The organism is Streptomyces sp. NPDC024555, assembly GCF_055559335.1.
The window spans coordinates 25,903-42,967 of the sequence record NZ_JBVHKV010000031.1; the positions used below are offsets into that span (position 1 = coordinate 25,903).

Here is a 17,065-nt window from a genome sequence, read left to right on the forward strand (position 1 = left end):
GTGGCCGAGCGAAGGCAAGACCATGGGGGAGCGCGTGCCGGGCGCCGCCGAGCGGGCGGGACTTTCCGAACATGTTCCTAGGGCGTCCGGGGAACGGTGGACTCGCGGACCACCAGGCGGTATCCGGGGCGCGGCCGCCGTGGTTCGGGCACGGGCTCGCCGGAGAGGCGTTCGACGAGGCTGTCGACGGCGAGGCGGGCGATGGCCTCCTTGTCGGGGGCGACCGTGGTGAGGGTGGTGACGCCGTAGAGGCTCTCCTCGATGTCGTCGAACCCGACGACGGCCACGTCCTCGGGGACGCGCAGTCCCCGTTCGGACAGGGTCCGCATGGCGCCGATGGCGATGAGGTCGTTGTACGCGAACACGGCGTCGGGCCGCTCGCCCCGGTCCAGGAGCGCGGCCATGGCCACGGCACCGTCCTCGCGTCCGTAGCCGTCGGTGACGACGACCAGGGACTCGTCGGCCCCGATGCCCGAGGCGGCGAGCTCCTCGCGCCAGCCGCGCAGCCGCAGATGGGCCGGCTGGCGTTCGCGGCCGGTGCGGGAGCCGAGGAAGGCGATCCTGCGGTGGCCGAGGCCGATGAGGTGGGCGACGGCGTCGCGGGCGGCGGCCACGTTGTCGATGGCGATGTGGTCGTACGGGGCCTCGTACTCCCGTTCGCCGAGCAGCACCAGCGGCGCGGTCTCGGTGCGGGCCATCAGGTCCTCGGTCTCCAGATGGATCGGGCTGAGGATCAGCCCGTCGATCACATGGGACCGGAAGCCCTGGCTGACCAGGAGTTCCTTCTCGCGCAGTCCGCCGGTGTGGTCGACCAGCACGGTGTAGTCGTGGCGGGCGGCGGCGTCGACGACGGCGCCGGCCAGTTCCGCGAAGTAGGGGTTGCCGAACTCGGGGACGGCCAGGGCGATGATGCCCGTGCGGCCCTTGCGCAGATGGCGTGCGGTGAGGTTCGGCCGGTAGCCCAGCTCGTCGATGGCCTGCTGGACCTTGGCCCGCATCTTCGGTGTGACGTGCTGGTAGTTGTTCACCACGTTCGACACGGTCTTGATGGACACGCCCGCCCGTTGCGCAACGTCCTTGAGGCTGACGCCCACGGCACTCCCTGGATCGATTCGTCGCGCGGTGACGCGCGGGGGGACCGGCTCCGCCGGTTCTGCTCCGGAGGTGCCGGGGCGCGTGGGCCCCGGCACCGGGTTCAGGTGGATCTGCGGCTGCGCGACAGATAGCGCTGGGCCACGACGACAACGATAAGGAACCCGCCGCTGACGACCGACTGGTAGGAGGAGTTCAGCGAGCCGATCTGGTTGATCAGGTTCTGGATGACCGCCAGGAGCAGGACGCCCCAGAGCGTGCCGCTGATCGATCCGGCACCGCCGATGAGGAGGGTGCCGCCGATGACGACGGCGGAGATCGCGTCGAGTTCCATGCCCACGCCGACGATGGTGACGCCGGAGGAGAGCCGGGCCGCGTTGAGGGCGCCGGCGAGTCCGGCCAGCAGCCCGCTCAGGGTGTAGACGAGCATCTTGGTCCGGGCGACCGGCAGGCCCATCAGCAGCGCGGCGTCGTTGCTGCCGCCCACCGCGAACAGCGTCTGCCCGAACGAGGTGCGCTGGAGCAGCAGTCCGCCGGCGCCGAAGAGCGCGAGCGCGACGAGGATCGGGTAGCCGAAGCCCCAGACGCTGCCCTGGCCCAGTTCCGCGAAGGCGGAGTCCTTGGGCACCAGATAGGTGGTGGCGCCCTCGTCGGTGAGCGCGAGGAGCAGTCCGCGCGCCCCGAGCAGTGTGGCGAGGGTGACGATGAACGGCGCCATGCCTGCCCGTGCCACGAGGAATCCGTTGAGGAGTCCGATCGCCCCGCACACCACGAGCGGGAGGAACAGCGCGGCCAGGAAGCCGTATTGCGAGGCCCAGGCGGCGAGGACTCCGCCGAGGGCGAAGACCGAGCCGACGGAGAGGTCGATGCCGCCGGTGATGATGACCAGGGTCATGCCGAGGGCGACGACGGCGGGGAACGCCGCCTGGACGGTCACGCCGCGGGCGTTGTCCAGGGTGCCGAACGTCGGGTAGACGAAGGACGCGACGATCACGACGACGAGCAGGACGGCGAGGACGCCCTGGCGCTGGAGGAGTTCGGCGAGGCGCTGCCCGCCCGCTGGGCGGGGGGTGCGGCCGGACGGGGCCGGTGTCTTCGGCGGCGCGGGGGCCTGGGCCACGGGGGCGGAGGAGATTTCGTTCATCGGGACCGACGCTCCCGGGCGACGTAGACGGCGGCGATGATGATGGCCGCCTGGGCGATCTGTGCGGTGGAGTCGGGCAGGTCGTGCTTGACGAGGGTGGCGCGCAGCAGCTGCATCAGCAGGGCGCCGGCGACGGTACCGAGGATGCGGATCGATCCGCCGTTGAGCGGGGTGCCGCCGACCACGACCGCCGTGATGGCGGACAGTTCCATGAGGGTGCCGAGCGACGAGGGGTCGCTCGCGGTGAGGCGGGCGGTGGCGAGGATGCCGGCCAGGGCCGCGAGGACCCCGCAGAGCATGTACACGCCGATGAGTACCCGGCGTACGGGAAGTCCCGCCAGGGCGGCCGCGGAGCGGTTGCCGCCGATGGCGACGATCTGGCGTCCGAAGGTGGTGCGGGTGACGAGGAAGGCCACGGCCAGGGCGAGGACGCCGGCGATGAGCACGACGGTCGGGACGCCGAGGAAGGAGCCGGTGCCGAGCGAGAGCAGGTCGGGGTTGACGATCTGCTTGAGCTGCCCGTCCGCCATGACCAGGGCCAGTCCCCGGCCGCCGACGAACAGGGCGAGGGTGGCGACGATCGGTTGCAGTCCGACGAGCGAGACCAGGCTGCCGTTGACCGCTCCGACCACGGCACCGGCCAGCAGCGCCACCAGGAGCGCGGGCACCAGCCCGTATCCGAGGTACAGCGGGAGCAGGGCCGCGGCCAGCGCCATGGTGGAGCCGACGGAGAGGTCGACGCCCTCGGTGCCGATGACCAGGGCCATGCCCAGGGCGACGATCACGATCGGGGCGACCTGGACGAGCTGGGTGCGGAGGTTGTCCACCGTCATGAAGTGCTCGGTGAACAGGGCGTTGAAGAGGAGGACGACCGCGACGGCGAGGTAGACGCCGTACTCCTGGTACCAGGCGGGGTCGCGCAGCCGGGCGAGCGGCCCGGCGGCGGGGGTGGTGGTGAGTGCTGCCTGGGTCATCGGGGGTCCTCCTTCGCGGCCGGCGCGTGGTCGGCGAGTACTTCGAGCAGATGGCTCTCGGCCACCTCGTCGCCGGAGAGTTCACCGGCGACCGCGCCGCCGCGCAGGACGACGATGCGGTCGGCGCCCTCGATGAGTTCCTCGATGTCCGAGGAGATGAGCAGGACGGCGAGGCCTTCCCCGGCGAGTTCGTCGATGAGGCTCTGGACCTCGGCCTTGGCGCCGACGTCGATGCCCCGGGTGGGCTCGTCGAGGAGCAGCACCTTGGGTTCCAGGCAGAGCCAGCGGGCCAGGAGGACCTTCTGCTGGTTGCCTCCGGAGAGTTCGCCGACCTTCTGCTCGGGGCTCGCGGCCTTGATCCGCAGCCGCTTCATGAAGATGTCGACGATCCGGTCCTGCTTGGCGCGGGAGACGATGCCGGCGCGGGAGAGCCGGGGCATGGCGGCGAGCACGATGTTCTCGCGGACGGAGAGGCCGGGGACGATGCCCTCGGCCTTGCGGTCCTCGGGCAGCAGGCTGATGCCGGCCCGGATGGCCCCGGCGGAGCTGAGCCGGCGCAGGGTGCGTCCGCCGATGCTCAGTTCGCCGGAGTCCAGGCCCAGCGCGCCGGCGAGCGCCTTGGCGGTCTCGCTGCGGCCGGAGCCGAGGAGTCCGCCGAGACCGAGCACCTCTCCCCCGTACAGCGAGAGGGAGATGTCGTGGAGCTGGTGGTCGCGGCTCAGGCCGGTCGCGGTGAGCACGGGGGTGCGGGAGGCGTCGTGGCCCTCGGCGCCGAAGCTGGTGACGCCGGAGCGGCGGACCTCGGCCATGTCGCGGCCGAGCATCATCGAGACCAGGCGCATCCGGTCGAGGTCGGCGAGGTCGCCGGTGTGGATGTGCTTGCCGTCGCGGAGCACGGTGACGCGGTCGCAGATCCGGTACAGCTCGTCCATGCGGTGGCTGACGTAGACGACGGCGATGCCGCGCGACCGCAGGTCCTCGATGACCCGGAACAGGGTCTCGACCTCGCGCGGTTCCAGCGAGGAGGTGGGCTCGTCCATGATGACGACCTGCGCGTTGACGGAGACGGCGCGGGCCAGGGCGACCATCTGCTGGGTGCCGATGCCCAGGGTGTGCAGGGGGCGCCTGGGGTCGACGCGTACGCCGAAGCCGTCGAGCAGTCCGGTCGTCTCGCGGTGCATCCGGGCGAAGTCGATCAGGCCGAAGCGGTTCTTGGGTTCGCGGCCCAGGAAGATGTTCCGCGCCACGCTCATCAGCGGGACGAGGTTCACCTCCTGGTAGATCGTGGAGATGCCGGCCTGCTGCGCCTCGAAGGGGCGGGCGAAGGCGACGGGGGCCCCGGCGAGGCGGAGTTCGCCCTCGTCGGGCCGGTAGACGCCGGTCAGTACCTTGATCAGGGTGGACTTGCCGGCGCCGTTCTCGCCCACGAGGGCGTGCGTCTCGCCGGCGCGCAGCGTGAAGGTGACGCCGTCCAGGGCGACGACGCCGGGGAAGCGCTTGCTCACCCCGAGGGCTTCGAGGACCGGTGCGGCCGTCGCCGGGTCCGCGGGCGCGGTGGCCGCCGGCGCGGGTGACTCCTTCGTGCCGGCGGCCGGCTGCGGTACTGCTTCGGGTGGTGCCATGGCTGTTCTTGGCCTTCCGCTCTTCCAGAAGTGGGGGCCCGGGGCCGCCGTGCGGGTGGCGGCGTCACGGTGGCGTCCGGACCGGGGGCCGGGGCCGGCCGCGTACGGTTCAGTACGCGGCCGGCGCCGGGCGCCCGGCGGTCCGCCGGTGGTGCGGGCCGTGGGGGCCGTTCTCGGTCAGAACGCGCCGCCGAGCGAGGCCTTGGCGTTCGACTCGTCGTAGGCGCGGTCGGTGATGATGACGTTCTCCGGGATGGCCTCGCCGCCGTAGAACTTCTGGGCGGTCGCGAAGGCCAGCGGGCCGAAGCGCGGGTTGGACTCGATGACGGCGTTGTACTCGCCGTTGACCAGGGCCTGGACGGCGTTGCGGGTGCCGTCGACGGAGACGATCTTGACGTCCTTGCCGGGCTTCTTGCCGGCGGCCTTCAGCGCGGTGACGGCACCGAGGCCCATCTCGTCGTTCTCCGCGTAGACGGCGGTGATGTCGGGCTTGGACTGGATGAGCTGCTCCATGACCTGCTGGCCCTTGTCGCGGGCGAACTCGCCGGTCTGCTGGGCGACGATCTCCAGTCCGGGGGCCTTGGCCTTGAGCTGGTCGACGAAGCCCTTGGTGCGGTCGGTGGTGACGTTGTTGCCGGAGGCGCCCAGGAGGATGGCGACCTTGCCCTTGCCGCCGGTCGACTTGATCATCGCGTCGGCGGCCCGCTTGCCCTGCTCCACGAAGTCGGAGCCGAGGAACGCCACGTAGTCCTTGCAGGCGGTGGAGTTGAGCTTGCGGTCGATGGTGAGGACCGGGACCTTCTTGGCCGCGGCGGCCTTGAGCGCGGGCTCCAGTCCGTCGGAGTTGAGCGGGGCCACGATGAGGAACTGGGCGCCCTGCGCCAGCATGTCCTGGATGTCGCTGATCTGCTTGGACAGCTGGGACTGCGCGTTGGTGGTGAGCAGCTTCTTGACGCCGACCTTCTGGGCCTCGTCCTTGATGGACCGGGTCTCGGCGATGCGGAAGGGGTTGGCCTCCTTCTCCGACTGGGAGAAGCCGACCACCGCGTCCTTCAGGTCCAGCTTCGGCGCGCCGTAGGTCTGCAGCGAGCAGCCCGAACCGGAGGAGGACTCGGGGGTCTTGGCCGCCTGCGCGCCCTGGCTGCTGTCGGCGTTGGCGGTGTCCGAGGTCTCCGACTTGGAGCAGCCGGAGGCGGCCAGCGTGGCGGTGGCGGCGAGGAGGCAGGCCACGGCGAGGGTACGGGTTCGGCGCTGGATCATCATGCGCGGGAGCTCCTTGGCGGGATGACGGCACGCCGATGTGCGTGCGGTCGGGCATGGCTGGACGGTGCGTCGGCTGCCGCGGGGGTGCGGAGTCGAGCGACTGCATTCCTCACGGCCCCTGTACGGCCACAAAGCCCCCACCTGGGAGAACTGTGGCCATGAGAGCCTTCGCGGCCTCTCGGCGGCTCGGTTTACAACGTTATATATGCGCCGCGGCGCGGGCGGCAAGAGTGGCGTCGCCCCGTTTCCAAAATGAGTCGGAGCCCTCCGGGGCGACCGCCGGACAACTGCCGCCGCACCTCTGGACAGCCGCCCGGAGCCGTGCTGTCATACCGCAGGCACCCATCTTTCCAACGTTGAAAGACAACGCTGTCACGCGCCGCCCCCACAGCCGACGGCGCGCCTCACCGTGCGCGCGTCCGGACGGCACCAGCCCTGCCGGACACCGCGTCGGCCGCACCCCCCGCCCGTGCCGCACCCCGTACCGGCCGGCCCGCACCTCCGGCCGAGAGCAGGAGCCCCTCCATGCCCCTGAACCGCAGACAGCTCATGGCCGGCGCGATGGCCACGGCCGCCGCCGCCACGGCCGTGTCCTCCGGCCGCTGGGCCGCCACCGCGACCGCCGCCGAGCACCGCGCGCGCCCCGCGCACGGCGGCCACTACTCCCCCAACGCCGCGCCCCTGCACCCCACCGCGTTCCTGAGACTGCCGCCGGGCCGGGTCACCGCGCGCGGCTGGCTCGCCGGACAGCTGAAGCTCCAGCTCGACGGCTTGTGCGGCCGGTACGAGGAGTTCTCGCACTTCCTCGACTTCTCGGCCACCGGCTGGGTCCGCCCCGATCTCGGCGGGTGGGAGGAGGTCCCGTACTGGCTGCGCGGCTACACCGACCTGGCGATCGTCACGGGCGACGCGAAGGCGCTGGCGTCGGTGCGCCGGTGGTTCGACGCGATCCTGGCCACCCAGCAGTCCGACGGCTTCTTCGGTCCGAAGGCGCTGCGCACCTCGCTGAACGGCGGCCCCGACTTCTGGCCCTTCCTGCCCCTGGTGCAGGCCCTGCGCTCCTGGCAGGAGTACTCCGGCGACACCCGGATCATCCCCTTCCTGAGCAGGTTCTTCCGCTACATGAACGCCCAGGGCCCCGGGGCCTTCAACACCAGCTGGATCGCCCTGCGCTGGGGCGACGGCCTGGACAGCGTCTTCTGGCTGTACAACCGCACCGGGGACGCCTTCCTGCTGGACCTCGCCGACACGATCCACACGTACGGGGCCGACTGGGGCGACAACCTGGTCAACCCGCACAACGTGAACATCGCCCAGGGCTTCCGCGAGCCCGCCCAGTACGCGCTGCGCAGCGGCTCGGCCCAGGACACCCGGAACACGTACGGAACGTACGGGAAGGCCATGGACCAGTACGGGCAGTTCCCCGGCGGCGGCTTCGCCGGCGACGAGAACGCCCGCCCGGGGCACGGCGATCCCCGCCAGGGCTTCGAGACCTGCGGGATCGTCGAGTTCATGGCCAGCCACCAGCTGCTGACCCGGATCACGGGCGACCCGCTGTGGGCCGACCGCTGCGAGGAACTGGCGTTCAACTCGCTGCCCGCCTCCCTCGACCCCTCGGGGAAGGCGGTCCACTACATCACCAGCGCCAACAGCGTCGATCTGGACAACGTGCCCAAGCGGGACCGGCAGTTCCAGAACGGCTTCGCCATGCAGGCGTTCCTGCCGGGCGTCGACCAGTACCGCTGCTGTCCGCACAACTACGGCATGGGCTGGCCCTACTTCACCGAGGAGCTGTGGCTCGCCACCCCGGACGGGGGTCTGGCCGCCGCGATGTACGCCGCCTGCGAGGTGACGGCCAAGGTCGCGGACGGCACCGAGGTCACCTTCACGGAACAGACGGACTACCCGTTCACGGACACGGTCACGCTGACCCTGAAGGCCCCGAAGCGGCTGGCCTTCCCGCTGGTGCTGCGCGTCCCGGCCTGGTGCGACGCCCCGGAGATCACCGTGAACGGGCGGCGCGTCGACGCCCCCGCAGGCCCCGCCTTCACCCGGATCGACCGCACCTGGGCGGACGGGGACCGGGTCGTCCTGCGCTTCCCGCAGCGCACCACCGTGCGCACCTGGGCGGACAACCGGGGCTCCGTCAGCGTGGACCACGGCCCGCTCACGTACTCGCTGCGCATCGGCGAGACGTACGAGCGCATCGGCGGCAGCGACCAGTTCCCCGAGTACGCGGTGCACGCGACCGGACCGTGGAACTACGGGCTGGTCCTGGACGCGGACGGGCAGGCCGCCTCCCCCCGCCACCACAGGAGCCGGCCGGTGCGCGGCGCCAACCCGTTCACGCTCGACGGCACCCCGCTGACCCTCACCGCGAAGGCCCGCCGCATCCCGGAATGGACGGCCGACGACGAGCACGTCGTCGCCCCGCTCCAGGACTCCCCGGCCCGCAGCACCGAGCCGGTGGAGGAGGTAACGCTCGTCCCGATGGGGGCGGCCCGGCTGCGCATCACCTCGTTCCCGACGGCCGCCCCGGACGCACGTCCCTGGCTCGCCGACCGCTGGTACCGCATCCGCAACCGCCACTCCGGCAAGGTCCTCGGCGTCGACGTCATGTCCACCGCCAACAGCGCGCACGTCGTGCAGTTCGGGGACACGGGGACCGACGACCACGACTGGCGGCTGGTCGCGGAGGGCGACGGCTGGTACCGCATCCGCAACCATCACTCGGGCAAGGTCCTCGGCGTCGACAACATGTCGATGGACAACAGCGCGCATGTCGTCCAGTTCGACGACAACGGCACCGACGACCACCTCTGGCAGCTCGTCCCGGACGAGGCCGGCTGGTACCGCATCCGCAACCGGCACTCCGGCAAGGTCCTCGGCGTCGACTCCATGTCCACCGCCGACAGCGCCCATGTCGTCCAGTTCGACGACAACGGCACCGACGACCACCTCTGGCAGCTCGTCTGATTCCCGCGCTTCCGCGCACACCCCCCATGCCGCCCCCGCTCCCGGGGGCCGAACCGAATCAAGGAGACGAACCCGTGAGCCGCTTACGTATGCCCGGCCGCAGGCCGTGGTGGAGACGGACGATCGCGACGGCCGGCCTGTTGGCGCTGGTGTCCTCGGCGCTGGTGGGCGTGGGCACAGCCCCCGCCACCGCCGCGTCCTGGTCGCCGAAGACCCCGCCGATGACGACGCCCTGGACCGGTCAGGTCCCGGTCGATCAGCCGCTGCCCGAGTACCCGCGCCCGCAGCTGACCCGGCCCGACTGGGCCAACCTCAACGGCATCTGGGACTTCGCGGTGACCGGCCGCGACGCCGGGCAGCCGGCGTCGTTCACGGAGCAGATCCGGGTGCCCTTCGTCGCCGAGTCCGCGCTCTCGGGCATCCAGCGCAGGATCACCGAGAACGACAAGCTCTGGTACAAGCGCGCCTTCACCGTCCCGTCGAACTGGAACGGCCGCCGGACCGTGCTCAACTTCGGCGCCTCCGACTGGCAGACCACGGTCTGGGTCAACGGCACCCAGGTGGGCGCGCACAAGGGCGGCTACGACTCGTTCTCGTACGACATCACTCCGCAGCTCAACGGTGGTACGAACACGATCGTGGTGTCCGTCTACGACCCGACGCAGACCGGCGGCCAGGCCGTCGGCAAACAGCGCATCAATGATGTGCAGCCGCACAACGGGGGCGGCATCTTCTACACCGCCGCCTCCGGCATCTGGCAGACGGTGTGGCTGGAACCGGTCGCCGCCGCGCACATCACCCGGCTGGACATGACGCCGAACCTGGGCGACAGCACCCTGCGGGTGAAGGTGCAGGGCGCGTCCGCCTCCGGGCGCACGGCGCGCGTCACCGTCTCCAGCGGTGGCACCGTGGTCGGCTCGGCCACCGGTACGGTCGGCTCCGAGATCTCCGTACCGGTGCCGAACCCGCGTCTGTGGACCCCGGACGACCCGTTCCTCTACGACGTGAAGGCGGAACTGCTCGACGGCTCGGCGGTGACGGACTCGGCGGGCAGCTACACCGGGATGCGCTCCATCGCGATCGCGAAGGTCGACAACGTCCTGCGGCCGGTCCTCAACGGGAAGTTCGTCTTCCAGACGGGCACCCTGGACCAGGGCTACTGGCCGGACGGCATCTACACCGCGCCGACCGACGCCGCGCTGAAGTCGGACCTCCAGGCCCACAAGGACCTCGGGTTCAACATGGTCCGCAAGCACATCAAGGTGGAACCGCAGCGGTGGTTCTACTGGGCGGACAAGCTGGGCCTCCTGGTCTGGCAGGACATGCCGGCCATGGACACCGGCAAGTCCCCGGACTCGGCGGCCCGCACCCAGTGGGAGGCCGAGTTCCACGCGATCATCGACCAGCACCGCAGCTCGCCCTCGCTGGTGATGTGGGTCGACCAGAACGAGGGCTGGGGGCAGTACGACCAGGCCAGGATCGCCAACGAGGTCAAGGCGTACGACCCGACGCGGCTCGTGGACAACATGAGCGGGGTCAACTGCTGCGGCTCGGTGGACGGCGGCAACGGTGACGTGGTCGACAACCACATCTACGTCGGCCCCGGCAACACCGCGCCGACCGCGACCCGGGCGGCCGTCCTCGGCGAGTTCGGCGGGCTGGGCTACAAGGTCCCGGGGCACGAGTGGTTCCCCGGCGGCGGCTTCAGCTACGAGGACCAGCCGAGCCTCTCCGCGCTGAACGACCGGTTCACCGGGCTCATCGACGGCATCCGGATCGGCCAGCTCCCGGCAGGCCTCTCCGCCTCCGTCTACACCGAGATCACCGACGTCGAGAACGAGGCGAACGGCCTGCTCACCTACGACCGCCAGGTCGTCAAGGTGGACACGGCCCGGGTGCGGGCCGCGAACCAGGCCCTCATCAACGCCTCCAAGAACCCGACCCCGCCGGTGACCCTGCCCACCGGCGGCTACAAGTCGCTGCGGGTCACCACACCCGGCTACACCGACAAGTACCTGCGCCACCAGGACGCGCTGGCCTTCACCGAGGTCGTCGACGGCAACAGCAGCGCGCTGCTGAAGAACGACGCCACCTGGAAGATCGTCCCCGGTCTGGCGAACGGCAACTGCTACTCGTTCGAGTCGCGCAACTACCCCGGCGAGTATCTGCGCCACCGGGACTTCCGGGTCCGCCGCGACGCGAACGACGGCTCCGCACTGTACAAGGCCGATGCCACCTGGTGCGCGATCGCCGGCACCGGCGGTGTGCGGCTGACCAGCGCGAACCTGCCGGGCAGCTATCTGCGGCACATCCGGTCGGAGGTGTGGCTGGCCACCCCGGGCGGCGGCCACGACTGGGACAACCCGGCCACGTTCACCGAGGACACCACCTGGGCGGTGGAGGCGCCCTGGGCACCCTGAGAACGAGATGAGCACCGGGGTCCGGCGGCCTGTCCGCCGGACCCCGTTCTGCTCTACGCGTCGCCCATGACCAAGCCCTCGATGGTGTGCTTCTGCACGATCGGCGCGAGGCGGTCGACCACCGGGCAGCCCAGGTGCGCCCGGACCCGCTCGGGCAGCGACTCCCAGAAGCGCCGGGTGACCGCCATGTCGTGGTGGCCGTCGTTCCCCGCGCCCGGGGCGTCCACCCCGAGCACCAGGACCGGGCGCGGGTCCTGCGACCGGTTGGCCGTGCCCCGGTGGACGGTCAGGGCCGAGCGCGCCGAGATGTCGCCCCGCCGCGGGTACGTGCGCTTCGCCAGGGCCTCGTAGCGCGGGTACTCCTCGCGGCGCGGGAACATCGCGTGCCCGAAGCGGGCGCCGTCGTCCCACTGCGTGCCGGGCGCGATCTCGAAGGGCCCCATGTCCTCGCGCGTGTCGACGGCCGTGAGGTTGAAGGCGAGCGAGGTGAGCCGGCGGCCGCGGCGGGTCTCCTCCGGCATCGGGAAGTCGCGGTGCCAGGGCTGGTTCACCGCACCGGCCAGCGGCACGTCGAAGCCCAGCTCGACGACGCGGTAGCCGGGGCCGAGCACCGCCTCGGCGACCGCGCGCACCCAGGGGTGGTCGACGAGGTCCACGAAGCCGCGCAGCTGCTCGGGGTGGATCTCCACGTAGTACCGGTGCGGACCCCGGCCGACAGCGCCACCCTCCCGGCCGCGGGCCTCGGCGAAGGCGGCGTCGATGTCCTCGCGCATCCGGTCCGCCCACTCCGGGGCGAAGGCCCCGCGGCACGCGGTGATCCCCGGGCCGTACAGATCGCGCACCGCCTCGTCGGCGGACGGGAACGGGGCGGTGGTGGTGACGGCCTCATGCATGGTGGGGTCCTTTCTCCGATCGGGGCACCCTCATATTGCAACGTTGCAAGCAACGTGGCAAGAGAGTGCGCGGACGAACCTCGGGCCACCTGTTACGGTCATGCGCACGGGGCGCGGGCCCTCCGCCCCCGGCAGAGAGCGGGAGCACCGGACGTGGCAGCGAGACTCAAGGACGTCGCCGCGCGCGCGGGCGTGTCCGTCAGGACCGTCTCCAATGTGGTGAGCAACGCGGCCGCCGTCGCCCCGGCGACCCGGGCCCGGGTCCTCGCCGCGGTGGAGGAGCTGGGCTACCGCCCCAATCTCGCCGCCCGCAACCTCCGCCAGGGCCGCACGGGCCTCATCGGCGTGGCCGTCCCCGAGATCCACTCCCCCTATTTCGGGGCGCTCACGGGTCTTCTCATCGACGCGGCCCAGGAGCGCGGCTGGACGGTGCTCCTGGAGCGCACAGCGGGGCGCGCGGACCTGGAGCGGCGGCTGCTGGAGGGCTCCGAGGGCCACCAGGTGGACGGGATGATCATCAGCCCCTGGTCGACTCCCCCGGCCGAACTCGCCTCGCTGGCGGGCGGGCTGCCGCTCGTGGTCCTCGGCGAGCTGGATCCGCACGGGACCATCGACCACGTGGCGGTGGACAACGTGGCCGCGGCCCGGGACGCGGCTCGCCATCTGGTGGCGGCCGGACGCCGGCGGGTGGCCGCGATCGGTCTCCAGTCCGCCCTGGGGCACGGCACGGCCGAGCTGCGGGCCGAGGGCTTCCGGCAGGGGCTCGCGGAGGCGGGGCTGAGTCCGGTCGCCGAGGTGGAGGTGGCGGACCTGCACCGCGCGGAGGGGGCGCGGGCGCTGCGCGAGCTGCTGCTCCTGCCGGAGCGCCCGGACGCGGTGTTCTGCTTCAGCGACGAACTGGCCCTGGGGGCGTTGCGGGCCTGCGGCGAACGGGGGGTGCGGGTGCCGGAGGACCTGGCGCTGGCGGGCTTCGACGACATCGAGGACGGGCGGTTCTCGACCCCCGCGCTGACCACGGTCTCCCCCGACCTGACGCAGATCGCCGAGCGGGCGGTGCAGTGCTTGAGCGAGCGTGTCCTCGGGCGGCTCTCCGGGCTGGCGGCGCGCCGGATCGTGGTCCCGCACCGGCTGCTGGTCCGGGAGAGCAGCGGGGTGTAGGCGCGTCGGGCAGCCGGAGGCTCCCGGCGGTGCGGGCCTGTGCCACGCACCGCCGGGAGCGGTCCCGAGGGGGCGGGGTGCCGCACACGGGGTGCGGCACCGAGGGTGTTACGCCTTCCCGCCGTCGTACAGGGCGGTCACCTCCTGGTCGGTGAGCGCCTTGTCGAACACCTGGACCTGGTCCACGGAGCCGTTCCAGAAGTCGGTGTTGTTCCCCGACCACTTGGCGCGGCCCACGGACAGGGCACCGCTGCTGACGTCGGCCGATCCGGCCGGGGCGGTGGAGACGAGCGCGCCGTCCACGTAGAGCTTGATCTCGTCGCCGCTGCGGACGCCGACCAGGTGGTACCAGCGGCCGAGTTCCGGCGTCAGCTCGGCGCGGGCGCGGTGGGCGCCGGGGGTGGAGAAGGAGAACGCGCCCTGGCCGTACTGGAGGTAGAAGGGGTTCTCCTGGCGCCGGCCGTCCTGGCTGACGACGGTGGCGTAGTTGCCGGGGAGCGCGTCCAGCGAGGCCCAGGCGGAGACGGTGTAGTCGCCGGTGGTGTCGACGACCGGGCCGTCGGTCTCGGCGTACTGGCCCTCGCCGTCGAACTTCAGCGCCGAGCCGTGGACGCCGGTGGTCCAGGACGTGCCCTCGGAGAGGGTGAGGTCCTTGTGGTTCGGTCCGGCGTCGGCGGCCTTGGTGCCCTTGTTCTCGTCGAGCGACCAGGAGCCGCCGCCCTTGACGGGGGTGCGGGTGCCGGCCGCGGCACCGGCGGCGATGACCTCGCGGTTGATCTTCCGGACCTGGGCGGCGTCGACCTTGATCTCGCGGCGGTCGTACGTCCAGAGGCCGTTGAGCTCGTTCTCCAGGTCGGTCACCTGGGTGTAGATGGAGCCGGAGAGTTCGGCGCCGGCCGCCTCCAGGTAGTACTTGCGGGTGTTCTCGACGTACTTGGCGGTGAGCGCGGCCTTGTCGGCGACGCCGCTGTAGATCACGGTCGGGGCGCCGGGCCACATGTGACCGGGCATCCGCAGGGTGAAGCCGCCGTGCTCGCCGTCCATCGCGGCGCGGGTGGTGTCCGGGAAGGCCGGGTCGGTGTTGTTGTAGTCGTGGTGGTCGATGATGTCGCCCTTGCCCGAGTCACCCTTCGAGTTGCAGCAGTTGACACCGCTGTGGGCGTTGACGATGCGGGAGGGGTCGGCGGCCTGGACCTGCTCGGTGATCTTGCCGGTCTCGGTGCGGTCCCACTCGCCCCAGCCCTCGTTGAAGACGATCCAGGAACCGATCGAGGGGTAGTTGTGCAGCTGCTCCATCATCTCGGCGCCCTGGTCGACGAAGGCCTGGTGGCCCTTGTCGTTGGTGAGGTTGCCGGAGACGAAGTCCTGCCACACGAACAGACCGAGCTGGTCGGCGTGGTAGTACCAGCGGGCGGGCTCGACCTTGATGTGCTTGCGCACGGAGTTGAAGCCGAGGTCCTTCTGCGCCTTCAGGTCGAAGACCAGCGCGTCGTCGCTGGGCGCGGTGTTCAGGCCGTCCGGGTAGAAGCCCTGGTCGAGCTGGGCGAGCGAGAAGAACGGCTTCCCGTTGAGGACGATCTTCCGGTAGCCGCCGACATCGGCGATGCCGACGGAGCGCATGCCGAAGTAGCTGTCGACGGTGTCCTTGGAGCCGCCGTCCTTGAGGGTGACCTCCAGGTCGTACAGGTACGGGTCGTCCGGCGTCCACAGGTGCTGCTTGGCGACCGGGAGGCTCAGCTCGCGGTTGGCCGGGCCGCTGGTCCTGCCGACGACCTTGCCCTTCTTGTCACGGGCGACGGCGGTGACCGTCGCGGACTTCGAGGCGTCCTCGGAGTTGACCGTCAGGGCGAGGCGGCCCTTGTCGATGTCCGGGGTCGTGGTCAGGGAGTCGACGGCCGCCGGGGCGACGGGCTCCATCCAGACGGTCTGCCAGATGCCGGAGGAGGCGGTGTAGAAGATGCCGCCGGGGTTGGCGGACTGCTTGCCGGTGGGCTGGTCGGGGCCGGTGGTGTCGGTGACCCCGACGACGATCTCCTGGGGGCCGCTGCCCTTGAGCGCGTCGGTGATGTCGGCGGTGAAAGCGGTGTAGCCGCCGGTGTGCTCGGCGACCTTCTTGCCGTTGACCCAGACGGTCGCCTGGTAGTCGACGGCACCGAAGTTGAGCTTCAGCCGGTTCTTCTTGCCGTGCTTGTCGGTCTTGACGGCCCAGTTCTGCGGGACGGTGACGAGCTTGCGGTAGAACATGTGGTCTTCGTGGCGCTCGACCCCGGAGAGCTGCGACTCGACCGGGTACGGCACGGTGATGCGCTCGTCGAGCTTCTTGCCGAAAACGGGCTTCTCGCCCGCCGCGGCGCCGGCGAACTCCCACTGGCCGTTGAGGTTCTTCCACTTGTCGCGCACCTGCTGCGGCCGGGGGTACTCGGGCAGCGGGTGGTTGCGGTCGACCTTGTCGCCCCACTTGGTGGTGAGGCGGTGCGTGGACTTGTTGGTGGCCGTGCGGTTGATCTCGGGGACGGTCTCGCCGCCCGCCTTCAGGCCGCCCTTCCCGTCGTACGCGATCTTGACGCGCTGGTCCTTGAGGACCGCCGCGTCCAGCTTGACGACGAGTTCCCTGCCGCTGCGGGCCCGGGTGACGGACTTGACCGGCATCGGGGTGGTGTCGGCCTCGACGGTGAGGTGGTCCTTCAGGGACGCGTAGTCGCTGACCTTGTCGTCGAAGACGGCGTGCAGCTCGGTGCCGTTGTCCGCGATGCTCAGCCCGACGGGGTAGACCTCGAAGTCGGCGGGCGGGGTGAAGGCGGACTCCGGGACGAACTGCTTGGCCAGCTTCGGGCTGGACCAGCGCAGGAACATGTTCGCGCCGCCGGTGTCCTGGAACATCTCCAGCTTGAACGCGTGCGGCTCGCCGGCCTTGAGTGATATCGGCTCGCTGGTCTGCTCGTTGTCCCAGTCCGGCTGCCAGTGGTCGATGACGGCCTTGCCGTCGATGAACAGGCGGAAGCCGTTGTCGCCGCTGGCGGAGAAGGTGTAGTCGCCGTCCTCGGGGGCGGTGAGGAAGCCGGTCCAGCGGGCGGTGGTGTTCTCGGTCCGGCCGGTGGTCGACTGGAACGTTCCCGTGAGGCCGGGGAAGTTGATGTTCGGTTCGAGGGCGACCCCGCCGAGCTGGGCGAAGTCCCGCGCGCCCGGCGCGGACATGCTGTAGTACTCGCCCTTCAGACCGTGCACGGCGGTGGCCGGGTCGGACGCGGCGAACGCGGCCGGGACGGCACCGACCGGGGTGGCCGCGGCGGCGGGAACCAGGGTCGCACCGACGGGTATGAGGAGGGCGGCGGCGCACGCCACGGTCCTCAGAACCGCACGGGAACAGGGCATTTGTCGTCTCAAGGCGTCGTCCTGTCGAGAGAGCCGTAGTGCCTCGATCCTGTGAGGCACAGCACATGATCGAACATTGAGTCACAGCACCAAACGCAAAACAACAGTCGTGCACGAAGAATTTTCAACGATAGAAAAATTTGCTCGAAGG

At 70.9% G+C, this 17,065-nt stretch carries 10 protein-coding genes; 3 read left to right on the forward strand and 7 right to left on the reverse strand.

Going from position 1 to position 17,065, the window contains the following annotated elements; all coding sequences use genetic code 11:
• Window positions 1–77: 77 nt before the first annotated feature.
• From ACZ4FH_RS34940 to ACZ4FH_RS34960, 5 genes are all read right to left on the reverse strand, one after another.
• Window positions 78–1,094: a LacI family DNA-binding transcriptional regulator gene (locus ACZ4FH_RS34940; RefSeq protein ID WP_467309877.1), complete on the reverse strand. Its 1,017-nt coding sequence runs from the start codon at window positions 1,092–1,094 to the stop codon at window positions 78–80.
• Between the two features lie 101 nt (window positions 1,095–1,195).
• Entirely contained in the window at window positions 1,196–2,236 is a 1,041-nt protein-coding gene (locus ACZ4FH_RS34945; protein WP_467309879.1) for an ABC transporter permease, read from the reverse strand.
• Window positions 2,233–3,210, reverse strand: coding sequence for an ABC transporter permease (locus ACZ4FH_RS34950; protein WP_467309881.1), 978 nt, complete (start codon window positions 3,208–3,210; stop codon window positions 2,233–2,235). Before ACZ4FH_RS34950 ends, ACZ4FH_RS34945 begins: the two co-directional genes overlap by 4 nt.
• Window positions 3,207–4,832: a sugar ABC transporter ATP-binding protein gene (locus tag ACZ4FH_RS34955; RefSeq protein ID WP_467309883.1), complete on the reverse strand. Its 1,626-nt coding sequence runs from the start codon at window positions 4,830–4,832 to the stop codon at window positions 3,207–3,209. The genes ACZ4FH_RS34950 and ACZ4FH_RS34955 overlap by 4 nt, the downstream gene beginning before the upstream one ends.
• Window positions 4,833–5,009: 177 nt before the next feature.
• Complete coding sequence (locus ACZ4FH_RS34960) at window positions 5,010–6,095, reverse strand: ABC transporter substrate-binding protein (protein WP_467309887.1); 1,086 nt, start codon at window positions 6,093–6,095, stop codon at window positions 5,010–5,012.
• 525 nt (window positions 6,096–6,620) lie between these two features.
• Here ACZ4FH_RS34960 and ACZ4FH_RS34965 point away from each other — a divergent pair.
• The gene (locus ACZ4FH_RS34965) at window positions 6,621–9,071 is read left to right on the forward strand and encodes a beta-L-arabinofuranosidase domain-containing protein (RefSeq protein ID WP_467309889.1); all 2,451 of its coding nucleotides are present in this window, start codon (window positions 6,621–6,623) and stop codon (window positions 9,069–9,071) included.
• Window positions 9,072–9,160: 89 nt separating this feature from the next.
• The gene (locus tag ACZ4FH_RS34970) at window positions 9,161–11,491 is read left to right on the forward strand and encodes an AbfB domain-containing protein (RefSeq protein WP_467309939.1); all 2,331 of its coding nucleotides are present in this window, start codon (window positions 9,161–9,163) and stop codon (window positions 11,489–11,491) included.
• Between the two features lie 53 nt (window positions 11,492–11,544).
• Here the strand turns inward: ACZ4FH_RS34970 and ACZ4FH_RS34975 are convergent, their stop codons facing one another.
• A complete protein-coding gene (locus tag ACZ4FH_RS34975; protein WP_467309891.1) occupies window positions 11,545–12,384 on the reverse strand; it encodes a phytanoyl-CoA dioxygenase family protein in 840 nt (279 codons plus the stop codon).
• A gap of 153 nt (window positions 12,385–12,537) precedes the next feature.
• Between ACZ4FH_RS34975 and ACZ4FH_RS34980 the strand changes: the two genes are divergently transcribed.
• Complete coding sequence (locus ACZ4FH_RS34980; protein WP_467309893.1) at window positions 12,538–13,542, forward strand: LacI family DNA-binding transcriptional regulator; 1,005 nt, start codon at window positions 12,538–12,540, stop codon at window positions 13,540–13,542.
• 108 nt (window positions 13,543–13,650) lie between these two features.
• On the opposite strand, the gene ACZ4FH_RS34985 is transcribed toward ACZ4FH_RS34980, so the two are convergent.
• Complete coding sequence (locus ACZ4FH_RS34985) at window positions 13,651–16,914, reverse strand: LamG-like jellyroll fold domain-containing protein (RefSeq protein WP_467309895.1); 3,264 nt, start codon at window positions 16,912–16,914, stop codon at window positions 13,651–13,653.
• Between the last annotated feature and the right edge of the window lie 151 nt (window positions 16,915–17,065).